16 protein-coding genes, 3 tRNA genes and 1 pseudogene are annotated in these 18,404 nt (G+C 71.1%); 14 read left to right on the top strand and 6 right to left on the bottom strand.

All coding sequences use genetic code 11. The annotated features are described in order from the left end of the window. The first annotated feature begins 52 nt into the window (after positions 1 to 52). Positions 53 to 553, top strand: a complete 501-nt coding sequence (locus ACFO4E_RS04065) for a GNAT family N-acetyltransferase (RefSeq protein WP_378571652.1) — start codon at positions 53 to 55, stop codon at positions 551 to 553. Positions 554 to 565: 12 nt separating this feature from the next. On the opposite strand, the gene ACFO4E_RS04070 is transcribed toward ACFO4E_RS04065, so the two are convergent. Next, positions 566 to 1,126, bottom strand: a complete 561-nt coding sequence (locus ACFO4E_RS04070; protein ID WP_378571653.1) for a TetR/AcrR family transcriptional regulator — start codon at positions 1,124 to 1,126, stop codon at positions 566 to 568. Positions 1,127 to 1,269: 143 nt separating this feature from the next. On the opposite strand from ACFO4E_RS04070, the gene ACFO4E_RS04075 reads away from it, so the two are divergent. Beyond that, entirely contained in the window at positions 1,270 to 2,847 is a 1,578-nt protein-coding gene (locus ACFO4E_RS04075; RefSeq protein ID WP_378571654.1) for an MFS transporter, read from the top strand. 10 nt (positions 2,848 to 2,857) lie between these two features. Here ACFO4E_RS04075 and ACFO4E_RS04080 read toward each other — a convergent pair whose 3' ends face one another. Further along, positions 2,858 to 3,823, bottom strand: coding sequence for a LysR family transcriptional regulator (locus tag ACFO4E_RS04080; protein WP_378571655.1), 966 nt, complete (start codon positions 3,821 to 3,823; stop codon positions 2,858 to 2,860). Positions 3,824 to 4,304: 481 nt separating this feature from the next. On the opposite strand from ACFO4E_RS04080, the gene ACFO4E_RS04085 reads away from it, so the two are divergent. Further along, positions 4,305 to 5,576, top strand: coding sequence for a pyroglutamyl peptidase (locus tag ACFO4E_RS04085; protein ID WP_378571656.1), 1,272 nt, complete (start codon positions 4,305 to 4,307; stop codon positions 5,574 to 5,576). Positions 5,577 to 5,840: 264 nt separating this feature from the next. Here the strand turns inward: ACFO4E_RS04085 and ACFO4E_RS04090 are convergent, their stop codons facing one another. Together ACFO4E_RS04090 and ACFO4E_RS04095 are read right to left on the bottom strand one after the other, a co-directional pair. After that, positions 5,841 to 6,551 carry a GntR family transcriptional regulator gene (locus ACFO4E_RS04090; RefSeq protein WP_378571657.1) on the bottom strand — a complete coding sequence of 237 codons (711 nt, stop codon included), beginning with the start codon at positions 6,549 to 6,551 and terminating at the stop codon, positions 5,841 to 5,843. 177 nt (positions 6,552 to 6,728) lie between these two features. Further along, positions 6,729 to 7,457 carry a helix-turn-helix domain-containing protein gene (locus ACFO4E_RS04095; protein WP_378571658.1) on the bottom strand — a complete coding sequence of 243 codons (729 nt, stop codon included), beginning with the start codon at positions 7,455 to 7,457 and terminating at the stop codon, positions 6,729 to 6,731. A 254-nt stretch (positions 7,458 to 7,711) separates the two neighbouring features. Between ACFO4E_RS04095 and ACFO4E_RS04100 the strand changes: the two genes are divergently transcribed. From ACFO4E_RS04100 to ACFO4E_RS04115, 4 genes and pseudogenes are all read left to right on the top strand, one after another. Continuing rightward, complete coding sequence (locus ACFO4E_RS04100) at positions 7,712 to 7,903, top strand: DUF4177 domain-containing protein (protein WP_378571659.1); 192 nt, start codon at positions 7,712 to 7,714, stop codon at positions 7,901 to 7,903. Positions 7,904 to 7,940: 37 nt separating this feature from the next. After that, positions 7,941 to 8,921 (top strand): CPBP family intramembrane glutamic endopeptidase, encoded by a 981-nt coding sequence (locus ACFO4E_RS04105; protein ID WP_378571660.1) that lies wholly within the window; start codon positions 7,941 to 7,943, stop codon positions 8,919 to 8,921. Then, positions 8,872 to 8,982, top strand: a pseudogene (locus ACFO4E_RS04110) (IS481 family transposase); the annotation flags it as partial. The gene ACFO4E_RS04105 and the pseudogene ACFO4E_RS04110, both read left to right, overlap by 50 nt. Positions 8,983 to 9,012: 30 nt before the next feature. Next, on the top strand, positions 9,013 to 9,291 hold the full coding sequence (locus tag ACFO4E_RS04115; protein ID WP_378571661.1) for a hypothetical protein: 279 nt from the start codon (positions 9,013 to 9,015) through the stop codon (positions 9,289 to 9,291). Positions 9,292 to 9,424: 133 nt separating this feature from the next. Here the strand turns inward: ACFO4E_RS04115 and ACFO4E_RS04120 are convergent, their stop codons facing one another. Continuing rightward, a complete protein-coding gene (locus tag ACFO4E_RS04120; protein WP_378571662.1) occupies positions 9,425 to 10,621 on the bottom strand; it encodes a molybdopterin molybdotransferase MoeA in 1,197 nt (398 codons plus the stop codon). Between the two features lie 175 nt (positions 10,622 to 10,796). Here ACFO4E_RS04120 and ACFO4E_RS04125 point away from each other — a divergent pair. The 5 genes from ACFO4E_RS04125 (at position 10,797) to ACFO4E_RS04145 (ending at position 12,347) form a co-directional block, all read left to right on the top strand. After that, positions 10,797 to 10,869: transfer RNA gene (locus ACFO4E_RS04125), tRNA-Gly, on the top strand. Between the two features lie 41 nt (positions 10,870 to 10,910). After that, positions 10,911 to 10,984, top strand: a tRNA-Cys gene (locus ACFO4E_RS04130). An 11-nt stretch (positions 10,985 to 10,995) separates the two neighbouring features. Then, positions 10,996 to 11,072 (top strand) — tRNA-Val (locus tag ACFO4E_RS04135). Positions 11,073 to 11,520: 448 nt separating this feature from the next. Then, a complete protein-coding gene (locus ACFO4E_RS04140; RefSeq protein ID WP_378571663.1) occupies positions 11,521 to 11,892 on the top strand; it encodes a hypothetical protein in 372 nt (123 codons plus the stop codon). Then, entirely contained in the window at positions 11,892 to 12,347 is a 456-nt protein-coding gene (locus tag ACFO4E_RS04145; RefSeq protein WP_378571664.1) for a hypothetical protein, read from the top strand. The genes ACFO4E_RS04140 and ACFO4E_RS04145 overlap by 1 nt, the downstream gene beginning before the upstream one ends. Positions 12,348 to 12,361: 14 nt before the next feature. Here the strand turns inward: ACFO4E_RS04145 and ACFO4E_RS04150 are convergent, their stop codons facing one another. Further along, positions 12,362 to 13,597, bottom strand: a complete 1,236-nt coding sequence (locus ACFO4E_RS04150; RefSeq protein WP_378571665.1) for a hypothetical protein — start codon at positions 13,595 to 13,597, stop codon at positions 12,362 to 12,364. A 389-nt stretch (positions 13,598 to 13,986) separates the two neighbouring features. On the opposite strand from ACFO4E_RS04150, the gene ACFO4E_RS04155 reads away from it, so the two are divergent. Both ACFO4E_RS04155 and ACFO4E_RS04160 read left to right on the top strand, forming a co-directional pair. Continuing rightward, positions 13,987 to 15,360, top strand: a complete 1,374-nt coding sequence (locus ACFO4E_RS04155; RefSeq protein WP_378571666.1) for an SWIM zinc finger family protein — start codon at positions 13,987 to 13,989, stop codon at positions 15,358 to 15,360. A gap of 311 nt (positions 15,361 to 15,671) precedes the next feature. After that, positions 15,672 to 18,320, top strand: coding sequence for a DUF7824 domain-containing protein (locus ACFO4E_RS04160; RefSeq protein WP_378571667.1), 2,649 nt, complete (start codon positions 15,672 to 15,674; stop codon positions 18,318 to 18,320). Positions 18,321 to 18,404: the final 84 nt, after the last annotated feature.

Consider the following 18,404-nt stretch of genomic DNA (forward strand, 5'->3'; position numbering starts at 1 on the left):
GCGGGGCGGCCGCCGATCCGCCGGCATCGGGGCGAGGGACAGGGGACGGCACATGCACATCCGCGCGGGCGGGCCGGAGGACACCGGGACACTGCTGGCGATGTTCGACGGCGCGGTCGAATGGCTGGTCGCCAACGGGCGGCGGGACCAGTGGGGGCCGGAGCCGTGGTCGGTCGTCCCCGCACGGGTGGAGCGGGTCCGCTCCATCGCCGCGGGCGGCGGACTGTGGATCGCGGAGGACGGCGGCGAGCCCGCGGGGGCGATGTCGCTGATCGACGGCGGCATCCACTACGTCCCGCCGGCCGACGGTCCCGGGCTCTATGTCGACCTGCTCATCACCGCGCGCGGCCACACCGGCGGCGGCGTGGGCGCCCGGCTGCTGAACTTCGCCCGCGAGCAGACGCGCGCGCGGGGCATCGGCCTGCTGCGGGTCGACTGCTGGGCGGGCGGCGACGGCGCGTTGATCCGCTACTACACCCGGCAGGGGTTCACGCCGGTGGAGCTGGTCCCGGTCGGCGACACCGCGGTCCAGCTCTTCGAGCAGCGCCTCTGAGGACCGAAGCCGTCAGCCTCCGCCGCCGCGCCCGGTGGCGGCGTCGGCCTGGGCGATGAGCCGGTCGGTCACCCGGCGTACGAGCTCCGGATCGGGGCGGGGCAGCCCGGCGATGGACGCCAGGTAGAGGCCGTCGCCGACCAGGCGGATGGTCTCCGCGAGGACGGGATCGTCCAGCTCCTCTTGGAGCAGCCGCGACCACTCCTCGAAGATGCGCCCGATCAGCCGGCCCGACTCCTCGGACATGGCGTCCTCGCTGCGCAGGGCGGCGATGAGGGACCAGTACAGCTCGGCCTCCTCCACCGACTCCGGCACCGACGTGCGCAGGAAGACCCGGACGACGCCTTCGTCGCCGGCGGCGGCCTCGCGGAACTCGTCCTCGGCGCGGTCGGACAGGCGGCGCACCAGTCCGTCCATCAGCGCCGCCTTCGAGGGGAAGTGGTAGAGCAGCCCGCCCTTGGAGACCCCGGCCGCCGACGCGACGGCTTCCAGGGTCACGGCGGAGGCGCCGCCCTCGATCAGGATGTCCTGCAGCGCATCAAGGATGCGATCACGGGTCGTGGAAGCACTCACGGTTGGACACTGTACCGGCTGGACGGTACTGTACCGTCCGGACGGTGCACTTCTTCGCACGCGTACCGGCGCCCGGAACGGCCGCCCGCGACCGCGGCGGCCGCCGCACGGCGCCACGACCATGAACACATGAGAGAGGACCCATGCACCCCGCAGCCCCCGGCCACGAGACACCCGCGTACGGAGGCCGGCCCAAGGCCGGCCCCCGCGAGTGGGCCGGGCTCGCCGTACTGACGCTGCCCGTCGTCCTGATCTCCGTGGACATGACGGTGCTCGGCTTCGCCGTGCCCCACCTCAGCGAGGACCTCGCGCCCACCGCCGGGCAGCTCCTTTGGATCATCGACGTCTACTCGTTCGTCCTCGCCGGCCTGCTCATCACCATGGGCACGCTGGGCGACCGCATCGGGCGGCGCCGGCTGCTGCTCATCGGGTCGGCCGGGTTCGGCGTCGCGTCCCTGGCCGCGGCCAACGCCCCCACGCCCGAGGTGCTCATCGCCGCCCGCGCCCTGCTGGGGCTGGCGGGCGCGACCCTGATGCCCTCCACGCTGTCGCTGCTCCGCAACATGTTCCGGGACCCGCGCCAGCGCCTGTTCGCGATCGCCGTATGGGCCTCGGGGTTCTCGGGGGGCGCGGCACTGGGCCCCATCGTCGGCGGCTGGCTGCTGGAGCACTTCCACTGGGGCTCGGTCTTCCTCATCAACCTGCCGGTCATGGCGCTCATCCTGGTGGCCGCCCCGCTCCTGGTGCGGGAGTCCCGCGACCCCCGCCCCGGACGCCTGGACCCGGTCAGCGTCGCGCTGTCGCTGGGCGCCATGCTGCCCGCGGTGTACGGGGTGAAGAAGCTCGCCGAGGACGGCCTCGCCATCATGCCCGTGGTCGCGATCGCGGCCGGCCTGGTGCTGGCGGCGGCCTTCGTCCGGCGCCAGCTGCTGCTGGAGGACCCGCTCCTCGACGTCCGGCTGTTCGCCGTCCGCGAGTTCGCCGTCGCGGTGGCCACCAACCTGATGATCGTGTTCGCCATGGTGGCGTCCCTGTTCTTCATCACCCAGTACCTCCAGCTCGTGCTGGGGATCAGCCCCCTCTACGCGGGGATCGCGCTGCTGCCCGGGCTGGTGCTGTCGGTGGCGGCGAGCTTCGTCGCCGTGGCGGTGGCGCGCCGGCTCAGCCTGGGCTCGGTGATCGTCATCGGCCTCGCGCTCGTCGCCGCCGGGTTCCTGGCGATCACCCGGGCCCCCACGGAGGGCGGCCTGTGGCTCATCGTCATCGCGTTCGCGCTGCTCAACATCGGCGTCGGCCTGACCGAGACCCTGACCAACGACGCCATCCTCACCGCCGCCCCGCCCGAGCGCGCGGGCTCCGCCTCGGCGATCTCCGAGACCGCCTACGAGCTCGGCGCCGCGCTGGGGGTCGCCCTGCTCGGCAGCGTGCTCACCGCCGCCTACCGCGTCCGGCTGGGCGAGGTCGAGGGCGTGCCGCCCGAGGCCATGGACGGCGCGCGGGAGACCCTGGGCGGCGCGGTGACGGCGGCGGAGGGCCTGCCCTCATCGGCGGCGGCGGCCCTGCTCGACGCGGCGCGCACCGCCTTCACCGACGGCATGCACCTGACCAGCGCGATCGCAGCGGTGATCGTCATCATCGCCGCCGTCCAGGCGGGCGTGCTGCTGCGCGGCCACCGCTCCCCCGCGTCCGCTCCCCCGGACGCCCGCCACGGCGCCGCGTGAGACGGCGGGGTCAGCCGGCGCCGGAGGCGCGGGGCAGCGCCGCGGGCGCGCCCGCGGCCGGCGCCGGCAGGACCCGGTCGACGATGCCCTGCACGGGAACCCCGCGCGCGTGGGCGAGGAGTTCGCGGGCCAGCAGCGGCTCGGGACGCCGTTCCGCGGCGACCATGCCCACCTCGATGTCGCTGACCGGCTCGACCATCGGCAGCACGCGCAGGCCGGGCGGCGGCTCGGCCCCGCACAGCCAGGCGTGCGGGAGCACCGCGCACCAGCCGCCCTCGCGGACGTGGGTGTAAAGAGCGGGCAGGGAGTCGGTCTCGATCTGCGCGGCCCACGGCGTGCCCGAGGCCGCCATGGCCTCGTCCAGCAGCCGCTGCCCCTCCGGATCGGCCGTGAAGCGGGCCATGGGGACGTGCGCGAGCTCCGCCCAGCGCACCGCCGCAACCCCCGAGAAGCGACCGTCCTCGCCGGCCACCAGGGCGTGCCGGGTGCGGAACAGGCGGACGGCGCGGTTGCGGTCCCGTGCGCTCGCCGCCGAGAGGCGGGTGACCCCGACGTCGAGGTCGAACCGGTCCAGCGCGGCGCGGATGTCGGCGGCGGGCATGGAGCGCACCACCAGCCGCACCCGGGGGTGGCGCACCCCGAACCCGGCGGTGATGTGCGCGAGCGGGGCCGCGGCCTCGGGCAGCGCTCCGATGCGCAGGGTGCCGGTGTGCCCCTCGCGCATCGGGCCGACCTCGCCGGTGAGGGCGTCGCGCTCGGCCAGCAGGCGGTAGGCCCACCGGAGGACCCGCTCCCCTTCGGGGGTGAAGCCCTCGAACCGGTGCGCGCGCCGCACGATCGGCACGTCGAGTTCGGCCTCCAGCTTGCGGATGCCGGCGGAGAGCGCGGGCTGGGTGACATGGCACGCCATGGCGGCGCGGGCGAAGTGCTGTTCGCGGGCCAGAGCGGTCAGGTACTCCAGTTGCCGCATCAGCATCCGCGCTCCAGGTCCGAGGTGGGGCCGGCCGGGGACGGGCCCAGGGCCCTGCCCCGGTGAGGGGCGGCGGCATGCCCCCGGAGACCGGCCGATCCCGGAGCGGCAGGCACCGCCCGGCCCCAACGAGAGGCCGATCACACATTCTGGTGTCTCGCACCACACACACGCCAGGGGCTGCCGGACTTTCTCCGGTTTTCCCCGTGCCGGGGCGGGCACCCGGACGGGTCCGGCCACCTGCCGGGACCGACCAGGCGAGCAGCGGGCGGGCCCGCCGCACGCCGTCGTCCGCCCCGCCCGCCCCTGCCGTTCGTCGGCCACGGCCGCCACCGATACCGACCTTCGTAGGTGCGCTCCTCGGCACCCGCGGCCGATGTCCTGAAACGCGGTGATCTCTAGCCTGGGTGACGCACCGGAGAACCGAACGCCTGGGAAAGAAAGGGACATCCCGTTGAGCACCTCGAATGGATGGAGCGGAGCCGGCGTGCGTATCCGGCGGACGGCCCCCCGCGCCGCGGCATCGGCGCTCATCGTCGCGCCCGTCATCGCCCTGGGCGGCCCGGCGCAGGCCGAGCAGGCGGCCGGCTGCCTCGGCGAAGAAGGCGCCACCGTCGAAGAGGCGCGGCTCGCCCAGGACGTCCCGCGGGAGATCCTGAGCAGGTCCGGATTCGACTCCGCCGTGGACCGCTTCACCCGGGAGCTGTGCGAGGCGTCCGACGCGGACGACGCGGGCGCGGTCGTCGAGCGGCACGCGGACGCGCTCTGGCAGGAGGCGGTGGATCGGGTCCAGGGGACCGGAGAGGCCGGCGGAGACCTGAGCGCCGGGGACGACCGGCCGCTCTACTGGGCGCGGCTCGGCATGACCTCGGCCCTCAACCGCTGGGAGCCGGACTTCGAGCTGGACGACGCCGAGCGCGCCGCGCTCGTGGCCGACATGGACCGCCGCTCCCGCGGCCAGAACGACGCGGACTTCCCCGAGGTCCCCGGGGAGTCCGAGGTGCGCCAGGTCGTCGTGACCGGGTTCGACCCCTTCGAACTCGACTTCGACATCCGCCAGGCCAACCCCTCCGGCGCGGCCGCCCTCGCGCTGGACGGAGCGGTGATCGAGACCGACGACGGCGTCGTGGCCGTCAAGGCCATGCTCTTCCCCGTGCGCTGGCGCGACTTCACCGACGGCATGGTCGAGCAGGCCCTCCTGCCGCACTACACCGGTGACCGGCCGGCCGACGCGGTCATCACCGTCAGCCAGGGCAGGCCGGACCAGTTCGACCTCGAGGCCCACAACGGCGCCTGGCGCGGCGGCTACGACGACAACGAGTCGGTCGGCACGGAGGAGATCGTCCCGGTCCCCGACGACGTCCCCACCGTCACCCCGCAGCCGCAGTGGTCGGACTCCTCCCTGGACCGCTCCGCCATCGTCGAGCAGACCACCGGGGAGCCGTTCCCCGTGATCGACAACACCGAGGTGACCGAGATCCCCGCGGGCGAGACCGAACCGGTGGTGAGCCCGGACGGGCCCACCCCGGGCTCCGAGGCGCGGGCCGGCGGCGGAGGCGACTACCTCTCCAACGAGATCGCCTACCGCAACACCCTGCTGCGCGACGCCACCGGCCGGGACATCCCCGCCGGCCACGTGCACACGCCGATCCTGGAATTCGGATCCGGCGGCGACGTGACCGACCCCGAGTTCGAGGAGAACCGCGCGACGATCGTCGGCCAGGTCGAGGACATCGTCGCGGCCGCCGTCCGGCCGTAGCGTCCGAAGAGGCGGGCGGCCGCGGGGTCGCCCGCCCCCGCACCACGGGGGCTCCCGGCTGCGGGACGACGGCCCTCCGCCGAAAAGCACACGCGGTGCTCCACGGCGACACCGATCGCGGCGCCGTCACGGCGGGTGACCCGGATCGCCCGGTCGCAGCGCACCCGGGCGGTCGTGGCCCGTTACGACGAACGCGGCTCAAGCCAAGGGGCCGGCGTCCTCATCGCGGTCATCGCCGAACGGCTCCGGCGTTGCGCACGCGCTTCAATCCGCCGCGATCTCCTCGGCGGCACCGTTGCCGGCCGCGCTCTCGTGGTAGACGCGGCGGGTGGTGTCGGTGTGCTCGCGCATCAGGCGGGCGGCCTCGTCCTGGTCGCCGGCCTCGATCGCGTCGATGATGCGGGCGTGCTCGTCCCATGCCTCGCGTCCGCGGCGGCGGACGACCAGCCCGTGGTACCAGCGCACGCGGCGCGCCACCTGGCCGGCCAGCCCGGCGAGCACCTCGTTGCCGGACAGCTCGGTGATCACGCGGTGCAGGTCGGCGTTGGCGTCGACCATGGCGTCGGTGTCGTCGCGCTCCAGGCCCTCCACGCCGACGCGCCACAGTTCACGCAGCCGCGCGGTGCCCTCGGCGCCGGCCTCGACCGCGGCCAGCCGAGCCGCCTCGGTCTCCAGCAGGGTGCGCATGGCCAGCAACTGCTCGGCCTCGTTCTCGCTGGGCCGGTGGACGAACGCGCCGTACCCGGGACGAAGGTCGACCCAGCCCTCGTTGCTGAGCCGTTGCAGCGCCTCGCGCACGGGCTGCCGGGACACCCCCAGCTGCTCGGCGAGTTCGTTCTCGACCAGGTGCCGGCCGGGCGGCAGGCGGCGGCGCGTGATGAGTTCGAGCAGGGTCTCGTACACGCTGTCGCGCAGCGGGGCCGGACGCTGCACCGGGGTGGGCAGCAGACCCTTGTCGAGCCGGGGAGGGGGCATGGATACATGGCTTTCGTGGTCGGCGCGGCGGGCACGCGGAAGGACACGGGACGCGGACCGGGTGACGGCGCCGTCGGGCGCGGGGATCCTCGTCCCGAGTTTAGGTGTGCCGTCTCATGAGGTTGGTTCCACCGGGCATCGGTGCATGGCTCTCTCGCTCAGCTCCGAGCGTCCGGCTTACCTCGGGTGATCTCCGAGTTCCAGGTGCAGCGCGGTCATCCTGCGGAGCACGTCGAACTGGGCGGGGTTGTAAATCTCCTGCGACACCTGCACCACCGTCCGGCTGAACCGTCGAGGGTCGGTCGAGCCCAGCGTGAACACGCCAGGGTGTTGTTCGCGTAGCGCCGGTAGCTCCGCGGCGATGCGAGCCGCCAAGTCCTGCCGCGCGGCCTCGTCGGCGTCCGGCGGGAGGTCGTCGAAGTCCTGCCCGGTCTGCACACATACGTCCGCCGCCAACAGCTCCGCGTAAGCCCCCCGCTCGTCCGAGTCGAGCAACCGGCCCATCACTGAGGTCATACGCCTGTCCGACTCGGACAACGACCCATTCGCGACGACCGCGAACTCGGCGGGTGAATCGGTCGCGAGCTTCTTCTCAAGGATCTGCGCGACCTCGGCTCGTGCCTCGCGTATCCGACCCATCCGCGCCTCGAGCTCGGCGTCGACGGCCCGCAACACGTCGAAAAGACGCTCGTCGTTGTTGCCGATCTCGGCGATCGCACCCAGACCGACTCCGAGGTCGGCCAAACGCTTGATTCGCAGCAACCGGACCAGGTGAGCCGCCCCGTACTGCTTGTAACCGTTGCTGCGCCGTTCCGGCTCCGGCAGCAGCCCCACCTCATGGTAGTGCCGCACACTACGAACACTGATCCCCGCTAGCTCGGCGATCTCCCGCGTGCTCCACGCCATGTCGACTCCTCCCTGCCTCCCATCAGCGGACGCCCCACACTCTCCCCATGACGACCGCGGACTCCATCACCACTATCGCCGCTGCGGGGGGCCGGACGCGAGCTGTGCCATGAACCCCGGGGCGTCTGTCCCAGATCGCCAGGGACCCGACCGTACGGCCACAGCACGACCGTGGTGTGCCTCAGATCACCGATGTCGCGTCTTGAGTGTGACGCGACGTCAACGTGTGCCCTGGATCCCGAAGGAGGCGATCCATGAGCGCATCATTCGAACACAAGGTGCTGAAGTGCAAGCAGACCTGGAAAGGGTTCGACTACGACCAGCTTGAGCGAGACCTCGAAGAACTCGGACGTCACGGCTGGCAGGCAGTGGGCACGATCGCTCCGGCGATCGGGGGCGGACAGACCCACGAGATCGTCGTCGTTCTCACACGGTCGCACGTCTGAAGGCCATCGAGTAAGGGCACGCCAGAGAAGAGGATCCGTGGGAACGAACCAGAACCACCCGACATCGATGCCGACGATGCGCTCGCCGACTGACAGCAGCGATACCCCCTTGTTCTTCACGCACCTGCGCCTCGGATGGCGACGCGCGATCGCGGTCATCGTGGCGTTGATGGCGGTATTCTTCGCATTGCAGTTCCTTCCCGGGTTGATCGTCGCCGGAGTGCTCGCGGCCAACGGTGCTACACAGCTCGGCGACGACCCGGCCCGACTGGTCGGCCACCCATTGATGATCATGGCCGCCAATATTTCGCTGGGGCTGATGATCCCCGCGACACTGCTGATCATGGCCTGGATGGGCGGAGTTCCGTGGCGCCGTGTCCTCGCTGTCGGCCGCCGCTTTTCCTGGCGCAGGCTGCTCACGACAACGGCGACGGCGTTCCCGGTGTTCGCGCTCGGGATCTGGGTGACCGCACTCCTGCTACCGGGCAGCTACGGTGCCTTCGCCCTGACCGGGGCGACCGCAGTCATGCTCGCTGTCATCGTGTTCACCCTGCCGCTCGCGGCCGCGGCCGAGGAAATCGTGTTCCGTGGCGGGATCGGGCCGGCGGTCGGCTCGGGGGCCGGGGGCGAGAAGCTTGCCGCGACCGTCGGCCTTCTCGTCTCGACCATGGTGTTCACCGTGGTGCACTTCTCGGCCGACCCGTGGCTGGTGCTGTACCAGCTGTGGATCGGCCTGACCGCAGGCCTGCTTGCGATCATCACACGCGGCCTCGAGGCCTCGATCGCCCTGCACGTCGCGCACAATGTCGTGCTGTTCGCCGCCAGTACTTTGTTCGCGAGCGACGGCCTCGTCATCGACCGCTCCGCGACCGGAGACGCCACGAACATGACGGTCACCCTGACCCTCATCCCGTGCCACATCGCCGTTCTCGCGATCGCGTACCTCATGGAACGGCGACGCCGGGCTGATCGACCGCTCCTCCCGGCCAGGGCGCAGCCCGACGACCACGCCCGATGAAGTCGCCGATCTCATCGAGGCCCTGCGGCGGGAGACCAAGCACGGACCGGTCCGGATCGCTGAATCTCTGGCCCGCCACCACGGGCTCGTCGTGGCGCCCGCGACCGTGCACCGCGTGCTGGTCCGCCGCGGACTGAACCGCCTACGGGACCTCGACCCGCCCACCGGGGAGCCGCTGCGTGCCGTGGACCGCTACGAGCACGAGCGTGCCGGGGACCTCGTGCACGTCGACGTCAAGAAGCTCGGCCGCATCCCGGCCGGTGGCAGCTGGCGCATGCACGGCATCGGCACCGACTCCGCCCCCGCGCGCCCGCCCCGGCCGCAGCGGTTCCGAACCGACGTCAGGCCCCGCACCCGCCTCCGGGTGTAGCGGTCCGGACGGGCGGCCCCCGGACCACGGAATCGACGGGCCCGGCCCTGGGACACGCCATCGGCCCCCGCGCCCGCCTCTCCGGACCGCCAACGGCGGGGCGCGGGGTCTCTGGGGAGTGTGGCTGCCGTCGTCAGCGGGGCAGCCACACCAGCGAGGCGTCGGGGCCGGTCCAGCCCGGCGGGACGACCGCGTAGGCGTCGGCCGCCGCGGCGCCGCGCAGGCTGCCGGGCCGGTCGTGGCCCACCGGCCGCGCCACGCCGTCGGCGACCCGGACGGCGACCAGCCGCGTGTCGCGGTCGTGCGGAGCGACCGTCCCCGCGAGGGGCAGCGCGCGCGGGAGCAGCGCCGCCGGGTCCGCACGCCCGGACATCGCGATCAGGACGGGAACCAGCAGCGTCACAGCGGCGGCGAGAGCGGCGTTGGGGTTACCCGGCAGGCCCACGACCACGGTGCCCGGCGACTCGCCCGTACCGAAGTGCGCGAGGAGCTGCGGATGACCGGGGCGGCAGGCGACCCCGTCGACCACCAGGGTGGCATCGAGCTCCGCGAGGGCGGCGCGCAAGTGGTCGGCGGGCCCTTTGGAGGAGGCCCCGCACACGACGACCACGTCGCTCTTGCGATCGGCCGCCTCGGCCACCGCCGTGACCATGTGGTCGAGGCCGTCGTCGAGCCGGACCTGCGCCTCCGGCGCCGCACCGGCCCACGCCGCGATGCCCGGCAGCATCGGTCCGATGGCGTCGCGCACCTGCCCGGGGCCGGGGCGTCCGGCCACGGCGATCTCGTCGCCGGTGATGAACGCGGCGACGCGCGGGCGGCGCACCGGCAGGGTGTCGTGCCCCAGGCTCGCGGCCAGCCCGGCGACGGCGGGGGTCACAACGGTGCCCTGGGGCAGCACGGTGGCGCCGGCCGGGGTGTCCTCGCCCGTCCGGCGCACGTGCCGGCCGCGTTCCGCGCCTCCGTGGACCCGGTCGCCCTCGCGGTGTGCCATCTCATAGGGCAGGACGGCGTCCGTTCCTTCGGGCACCCGCGCCCCGGTGGCGATCTCGACGGCCTCGCCGGGGTTCAGGGCCGCGGCGGGGGCGGCACCGGCCAGCACCCGGCCGCGCACGTTCCAGGGGCCCGGCCCGGCGACGGCGTAGCCGTCCATGGCCGATGCGTCATAGGGGGGCACGGCGACCAGCGCCGTCAGCTCGCGGGCCAGGGCCGCACCGACCGCGTCGGCGGGCGCGGCGTCCTCCTCGGTCGCCCAAGAACGGCGCCCGCCCAGCTCTCGCGCTGCTGCGCGCGCCTGCGCCCACGGCATCGTCGTCTTTCGGCACCCGGCCATCGCACTCCCCATGATCGAGCAGACGCCCCAGCCTGTCCAGTGTATCCTGTATACAATCCTTCCTCCCGTGCCCGGGCATCGCACCCGCGATTTGCCGTCTGCCGACTTTCCGCTAGAGTTCTGCATGCAGGAAGGCAACGGATCCAGGAACAACGGAGCCGGAGCCCGACAGCACGCGGACGTGGCTCAGCTGGTAGAGCATCACCTTGCCAAGGTGAGGGTCGCGGGTTCGAATCCCGTCGTCCGCTCGGAGACACACACGGGGGACGTCGACTCCCCCGAAGAGTCCGGTGGAGTGGCCGAGAGGCGAGGCAGCGGCCTGCAAAGCCGTCTACACGGGTTCGAATCCCGTCTCCACCTCCACGCACGATCCCGGGCGGTTAGCTCAGTTGGTTAGAGCGCTACCTTGACACGGTAGAGGTCACAGGTTCGAATCCTGTATCGCCCACCAGCATCACCGCAGGCCAGGGGTATCCTCTGGCGCGGCAGCCGAGAGACGGATCCGCCCCGGATGGGAGATATCCGGGAGATCATTTCCTGAGCGGGCTCCTCCGGGAGCCCGTTTTTCGTGTTGTCACGGTGACGCTCTTCGAGTATGGCGCCACGCGACGCCGCCGTGTGAGCAGGATCGCCATCCCAGGCCGGCCGCCACATCCGCGCCAGGGGAGTTCCCACGACAGAGCGGCTCGCCCTTGGGGCCGACGAACAGGTTGTCGTGCTCGCAGTTGCGGATCAGGCCCGTGTAGAACGCGTCCAGATTCGGCGTGGAACCCACGCGTATACCGCGGCGCCTCGCGAGGGGGATCGCCCTTGCCCGTACCGGGGACACGACGGGCGAAGTGCCAGCGCAGAATACGGGATCATGCCTCTAAGAATCGGGGCTAATGTACCATGACCGCATGAGCCAGCCAGAGCCGCTGCCATATCAGGTTTCCCGGAGTGAAATCTACAATGAAACCGCGGCGCGCACAGCTAGGATAACGATAGTTCCGGATGAGCAGGATCCAGAAGTGATCATCATTGAAAGCTCCTGCCCCTGCTGCACACATTACACATATTTCCGTGAACCGGTTGTAGTCTATCGGGACATGGATTTCTTCCCAACCATGAACAGTCTTTTCGATAAGGCTCTCAGGAGAGCTGCGCGCGACATCACCTCCAGAGATGTGGAGGTGATCTGTGATTGCTCGTGGTCCCACCCAGGGACACCTGAACTGAAAACGGGGTGTGGCGCGTCCTGGGTCCTACACATTGACTGGGGTAGCGAGTAATGGGAGTCCGGGTTGAACCAGGGTCGCAAGGCAGTCCATCCCAGCGTCACCTCGCTGAAGAACTTCAGCGTAGGCATACCGACGAGCTGAACTCCGTTCGGGAGCAGGCCGACAAGTGGAGGCAAGGTTTAAGCGGAATCATCGGGATCACGACCATCATTGCTGCTGCCGGAGGGCTCGGCCTTGCCGAAGGACTGGACACCATCCCTCGAATAGCAGCCGCCATCCTGCTGCTGCTTGCGATGGTCTTAAGTTCTTCAGGCGGCTTCTTCGCAATGCGGGCCGCCCATGGATTCCCCAGGCGACGACAGACGGAAGCGACACTGGAGGAGTTGGTCGACCGCGAGCAGAAAAGGCTTCGTAGGTCATGCGTCGATTTACGCAAAACCGTCCTGCTCACTTACCTGTCCCTGGCCTTCCTTGTGGCCGCTATCGGCGTCACTTGGTTCTCCTGACCTGGAATCCTTTCTCATGTCGCCCAGGTGACCGATGGCCGCATTCCTTCCTCGTGGTTCCACTCTAGAAACGGAACAGTGAAGGTCCATAGTTCCGATATTACATCGGACATGAGGTTGAGATTCTTAGAAATTCGACCCCAGCCACCAATGGGCACGTCGAATGAATCCGCCGCATTTCGGATTGATTTTACCAGTAGATCCATTCTGAATTCATAAAGATCATGCTGAAGCTTCTCTTTGTCATTCATGTGACCTTCGTCGCCACCTCGTAGAATTGCAATTGTTTTGAACATCAATTGACTGCAGTGCAGAAATATCACTGCCCCCCAGTAGGTGAACGTGGCATTGGGATATTTGTATTTCTCCATCGCCGATGCCGCCAGCCAGAAAGCCATCCCGTCTACGATCGACTCCTGAGCTATCGACCCGACAGTATGTACGTCACCGCCGGCTTTGGTGTGCGCTTGGTTTATATATTGCAGTGGACCGTCTGCAATGATGTGCATGTACTCATGAGCCAAGACGAACAGGATACCCGCGGTCATCAGCATTCCCGCCAACTCTTGGCTCTCAGTATCCTCCATCTGGCGCCGCGCGGTCGGGTGCCCCTGGAGGGCGTACTCGAGGGCCGTTATGCAGAATGCACTAAGATGACGCGGTTCCTTTTTAAGATGAGTGCGGATCCTGTCCGCACTCATATCGTAGCTCAGCCATCCATCTGGTTTTTCCATTTTTTTCCCCCGAGGCAGCGCCTTGACTACGGCCAGACTCCAGGTGTATAGGAATTCCATGAGATTCTGGTCGACCAGGATAAGGTAGTCATCCGAACCGGGCACACGAACCGTCCGCGCGTTCGCTCTTCCGGTCCGCACCTGTCCGAACACTACCGTTAACTGTTCGACCTTCTTGCCCCAACCGAACCGTACCGCCTCCTCCTCGATCCTGCTTCCGAACTCCTGCAATAGGACGTGTAAGCCAAAATCCTCGAAACGCGTTGGCGCGCGGACTCCGCTTCCCATTTCATTGACTACTTCCGATATCTGGTTGATCTTCTCCTCGGCCACACCTTCGCTACGCATCGCCTTCCCATGGAATCTGGAACTAGCAGCAGGGGACGGATGGTCATCCAATAGGGATTCCTGGAGCCGCTCCAGGAACGCGATGATCGCTACTGGGGGGTTCTGACGGCGCGTCCGCAGATTGCTGAGCACGAAGTCATATCGGGAGTCGGGTTTCGAGGAGGTCATGACCCAAGTGAACCATACGGACCCAGGCAAACTCCATCACAAATGTTCATGCTGACATTGAATTCTTCGGTTCAAGATCGTCAAAACCGTGATCTTTCTTGGAGGTCCATCATTCCACCGAGGGGTTGTTGCTGTTTGAGGAACCGTGTACTGAGGTTGAATTCTTAGCGTTACGCGGAACCCGGTCCTCATCGCTCCTACGAGGAACAGCAAGGTGACCGAGGTTCCCGCGCGTTGGTACAGGTTCGACGGGGCTCCTCCGGGAGCCCGGTTTTCGTGCCACGGTGGCGCTCTTCGGGCAGAACTCCCCCGGGCCGGTCGGCGGCGGCCCCGTAGCGGGGCCCCACGTCCGGCGCCTGTTGTCAGTGGGGCGGATTAGCGTTGCGCCCATGCCGCATGCCGCGCAGACCTACACCTATCTCCGTCCCTCCGCCGTGCACAGCACGGCCGCCGGCGACACGCTCAGCCTCCAGACCTCCGGCGGGGTCACCCCGGCCGGGGCGGCCGAACACCCGCGCATCTTCGAGGGCTTTCTGACCAGCCCCCGGATCGCCGCGTCCGGGCTGCTGTGCGTCGCCGACACCGCCGCCGCCCGCTATTACCGGCCGGAGCGCCCCGCCTCGCTCGACCCGGTGGTCACCGGGGACGGGGGGCGGCTCCGGTTCGAGTCGTTCTCGGGCTGCTGCGGGGTCTACGCGCGGCTCGACCTGCTGGAGGAGGCCCTCGACGGCGACGACGTCCGGCACGGCACGACCAACGTCGACGTCAACGCCCCCCTCGCCGACGCCCTGAACCGCATCGGCCCGGGCGACCCCCTCCATCTGGAGGTCGGCCCCGACGAGCTGACCGTCACCACCTTCGACGGGCCGGTGGTGGAGAAGAAGGTGCCGCTGCCCGACCGCTGGCTGCGCGGCTTCGCCGAAACGCAGGTCATCGCGTCGGGGTTCGACCTGCGCGCCGAACTCGCCGCTGCCGATGCCGTCCGCTTCCTCCGGTCGCTGCCGCGCCCCGGCGCAGCCCGGGGCGCGTCGCGCGGGGCGCTCTGGGTGGTACCGGCCGGGCGTACGCTGCGCACCACCGCCCGCCCGGTCCCGGGGGCCGTGTGCCTGGCCGGTCCGGAACGGCTCGCCGTACTGGCGCGGGTGCTGCGCCACGCCACGGGTTTGCGGATCTACGGACCCCCCGTCACGGCGGGAAGCGAGCCCGCGGCGAGCGCCTGGGAGGTCCTCCTTCCCGGGATGCGCCTCACGCTCACCCTGTCCCCGGACGCCGCACGCGGATTCTCCGGCGAGGGCGGCGTCCTCGACGCCCTGGCGTCGGAGGGGTCGGCCGACGACGCCGAGCTGGTGTCGGTGCTGCTCGCCTGGGAACCCACCGTCGACGTCGCGGATCTGGCCGCGCAGTCCGGGCTCACCGCCGGGCGTGTGCGGGCGGCGCTCACCCGTCTCGGCACGGCCGGGCGCATCGGCTACGACGCGGCGGAGGCGGCGTACTTCCACCGCGAACTGCCCTACGACACCGGTCGGGCCGAGCGCCACAACCCCCGGCTGCGTGCCGCACAGGCCCTGGTCGAGGCGGGCGCGGTCCGTCTCGGCGGCGACGGGCCGGCCACGGCCACGGTCACGGTCGACGGCCACGTCCACCGGGTCCGGTCCACTGAGGGGCGCCAGACGTGCACCTGCCGCTGGTGGGCCGAGCACCGCGGCGGACGCGGTCCCTGCAAGCACGCCCTCGCCGTCCGCATCGCCCGCCGGGCGGGCTAGACCTCACGGCCGCCCGCAGCGGAGCGGAGCAGAGGACGGTGCGGCCACCGCTTCGCCGTCCCCCACCGCCGCTGCCGCGAGCCGCCCCGCGACCGACACCGCCACCGCCCCGCCGCCTCACGACGCCGCCCCACCGCGATCGCCACCTCACGACACCCGGCACCTCCCCACCGCCTCCCAACACCCGACACCCGACACCCGGCAGCCGACAGCCGACAGCCGACAGCCGGCAGCCGGTGCATGATCGGCACCCCGCAGAGACCGTCCGCCCTCCCCTTCCCCACAACCGCCCCTTCCACCGGAGCCCTCCGATGAACGACACCCCCGCCTACGACATCCCCGACACCGCCACCGCGGGCGTGCGAGCCGTGCTCGGCGCCGTTCGCGCGGGACGCGGCGAGGACGTCCCCCGGCTGCTCGCCCCCCTGCCCGACGCCGAGCGCCGCACGTGCCTGCCGGTGCTCAAGACCTGGCGCGCGGCGGTGCGCAGTGCCTTCGACCCCGACAGCAGGAACGTGCGCGCGGCGCTGCTGTACGCGGGCGCGGGGTGCACCACCGGAGCGGCGGCGGCGGCCCAGTGGATCGCCAGTACCGAACTGCGCTGGGGCACCAGCGACGACGCGCTGGTCGTCGCCGTGGTGGCCCACCGCGGACCGGAATGGCTGGCCCAGGTCGTCCAGCGGCTCGCGGAGCGCCGGACCGTGGCCGAGGACGGGTACCCGCTGATAGCCGGGTTGGCGCGGGTCGCGGGCTGCGAGCCGCCCACGACCGACGGCCTCGTCCTCGGCTGGGAGCGGAGCATCGACGACTGGAGCCGGTCGGTCGAGGACGAACTGCGCAAGGACCCGCTGCTGACCGCCATGGTCCCGCGGCTGTTCGAGGTGCCCGGGACCGGATCGGCCTTCCAGTACCCCCGCCACGACGGGTCGAGCTGGCCCCGAGCGCTGGCGCGGCTCGCCGGGGAAGGGCTGCTCGACCGCGCCATGCTGCTCGACGGCTGTCTGTCGCGGTTGCTGCGCGAGCCCAGGCTCGGCACGGTACGGGGTTTCCTCGCCCTGCTGGCCGAGCTGGACCCGACCGAGGACGAGAGCGCCGCGCGCGTCACCGCCTGGGTCCGGATGTCGGCCGATGCGCACGTGCAGGCGGCGGCGCGCGCACAGCAGGCACTGGCCGCGCTGGACGAAGCGGGCCGCCTGGACGACGAGCACCTGGTCGAGGCGTCGCGCGCCGCCCTGGTCCGCCCGGAGAAGAAGATCGTGCGGGCCCAGCTGGCCCTCCTCGACAAGGCGATGAAGCGCGACCGGTCGCGCACCGGCGCCCTGCTCCCCGTCGTCGCCGAGACCTTCGCTCAGGAGGATCACAGCCTCCAGGAGCGCGCCCTCGCCCTGGCGGCGCGCCACCGCGAACACGCGGACGCCGCCGTGCTCGCCGAAGTCGCCGCCGACACCGATCGGCTCCGCCTCGACCTGCGCCAACGCGCCATGGAGGTGTTCGGGGACGCCGTGCCCGCCGGGTCGGCGGACGCGGCCCCGACCGGGGCGGTCCCGGATTCCCCCCTGCCGCCCGCACCGGAGCCCGAGCGGCTCGCACCGCCCCCGGCCACCGCCGCAGAACTCGCCGAAGAGATCGCGGCGCTGCTGCACCGCCCCGGCACCCCGGCCCAGGAAGAGCGGGCGCTGAACGGTCTCGTGGTGCACGCCCACACCGACCGCGCCGGCATGCGCGCGGCCCTCGAACCGGTCGTCGCACGCCGCCGCGAACGCGTACCGCACGGAGACCGCACCTACGACGGACTGTGGTTCGTCGTCTACACCGCCGCCTACGGCTTGCCGCCGCGGGATCTGGACTACATCCGGTACCGGGGCGAGGAGCACCAGTGCCCGCACTCGGCGACCGGTTCCATCCGCTTCCTGCGCACGACCGAGGCCGCGATACGGATGCAGGGCGCCCCCCTGCCGTTCCTGCTGGCCACGCCCACCTGGTCGACGGGGACGATCGACCCGGCCGACCTGGTGGTACGGATCGCCGGCTACGAGCGCTCCGGCACCGAACCCGGCCCGGTCGACCTCCGGCAGGCGCTGCTGCGGCTCGGCCGCGACGTTTCGCCGCAGACCCTCTCGGCCGCCGAACGCCTGACCTCCCCGGCGGGGCGGCGGCTCGCGGAATGGCTCGCCTCGGGCGGGCTGCCCGACCCCGCAGTCACCCGCACCGCCGAACCGCTGCGCCTGCGGTCGCCCCGCCCGGGGGTGCTCGTCCGCACCGAGGCCGTCCCCGGGCACGAGGCGTGGCCCGAGCCGTTCCGTTCCCTGCTCGCCGAGCACGACCCCGTCGGGAGCCCGTGCAAATGCCACAGCGGAGGCGAGTGCTCCGCGGACGCGCTGGCGATCCTGCCGCAGCACAGGGAGATCATCGCGGGGCGCATGCTGATGTCCGTCGCGATCTCCGCCGAGTTCGACCACCTCGACGAACACGCGCCGGTACTGCCCGCCCTCGCCGAGTCGGGCGGCGACGCCGGGCCCGCGACCCACCTCATCGTCGCCTACGGCCTCGGGGCGCGGCGCCTGGACTCGCAGATGCACGCCGTGGACGCGATCCTCACTCTGGCCGCCCGGGGGCAACTCGACGCGGAGCGCCTCGGCGGGGACATCGCCGAACTCACCGTCCTGCGCCGGCTCAAGGCGCAGCGCTACGTCACCGCCCTGCGCGAGGCTTCGCGCGGCGGGGCGCACGCCCTGGTGTGGTCGGTCCTGTCGGGGGCCCTGCCCGTCCTGCTGCGCGGCACGCCGCCCCACGGCACGTCGGCCGTCATCACCCTGGCGGCGGACTGCGCGGAGCTCTCCGGCGCCCGGGGCTCCGCTATCCCGTGTATCACCGAGCTGGCGTCCCGATCGGGCTCATCGCAGCTGGTCAAGCAGGCGCGGCGCATCAGGGACACGATCGCGGGGCCGGCCGGCCGGTAGGCCCGCGGGCGAAGGACGCCACCCGGCGCCGCCCGCGAGCACCGGCACCGCAGCGGTGGCCGCGCCTCGCGGCGCGGCCACCCG

Source organism: Nocardiopsis mangrovi (assembly GCF_042653925.1).
GTDB classification, from domain to species: domain Bacteria; phylum Actinomycetota; class Actinomycetes; order Streptosporangiales; family Streptosporangiaceae; genus Nocardiopsis_B; species Nocardiopsis_B mangrovi.

Excerpts from the sequence above, each read along its gene's own strand:
- ACFO4E_RS04065 (WP_378571652.1), top strand. The coding sequence starts at position 53 with ATGCACATCCGCGCGGGCGGGCCGGAGGACACCGGGACACTGCTGGCG.
- ACFO4E_RS04075 (WP_378571654.1), top strand. The coding sequence starts at position 1,270 with ATGCACCCCGCAGCCCCCGGCCACGAGACACCCGCGTACGGAGGCCGG.
- ACFO4E_RS04080 (WP_378571655.1), bottom strand. The coding sequence starts at position 3,823 with ATGCTGATGCGGCAACTGGAGTACCTGACCGCTCTGGCCCGCGAACAG.
- ACFO4E_RS04090 (WP_378571657.1), bottom strand. The coding sequence starts at position 6,551 with ATGCCCCCTCCCCGGCTCGACAAGGGTCTGCTGCCCACCCCGGTGCAG.
- ACFO4E_RS04095 (WP_378571658.1), bottom strand. The coding sequence starts at position 7,457 with ATGGCGTGGAGCACGCGGGAGATCGCCGAGCTAGCGGGGATCAGTGTT.
- ACFO4E_RS04100 (WP_378571659.1), top strand. The coding sequence starts at position 7,712 with ATGAGCGCATCATTCGAACACAAGGTGCTGAAGTGCAAGCAGACCTGG.
- ACFO4E_RS04120 (WP_378571662.1), bottom strand. The coding sequence starts at position 10,621 with ATGGCCGGGTGCCGAAAGACGACGATGCCGTGGGCGCAGGCGCGCGCA.
- ACFO4E_RS04140 (WP_378571663.1), top strand. The coding sequence starts at position 11,521 with ATGAGCCAGCCAGAGCCGCTGCCATATCAGGTTTCCCGGAGTGAAATC.
- ACFO4E_RS04145 (WP_378571664.1), top strand. The coding sequence starts at position 11,892 with ATGGGAGTCCGGGTTGAACCAGGGTCGCAAGGCAGTCCATCCCAGCGT.
- ACFO4E_RS04150 (WP_378571665.1), bottom strand. The coding sequence starts at position 13,597 with ATGACCTCCTCGAAACCCGACTCCCGATATGACTTCGTGCTCAGCAAT.
- ACFO4E_RS04155 (WP_378571666.1), top strand. The coding sequence starts at position 13,987 with ATGCCGCATGCCGCGCAGACCTACACCTATCTCCGTCCCTCCGCCGTG.
- ACFO4E_RS04160 (WP_378571667.1), top strand. The coding sequence starts at position 15,672 with ATGAACGACACCCCCGCCTACGACATCCCCGACACCGCCACCGCGGGC.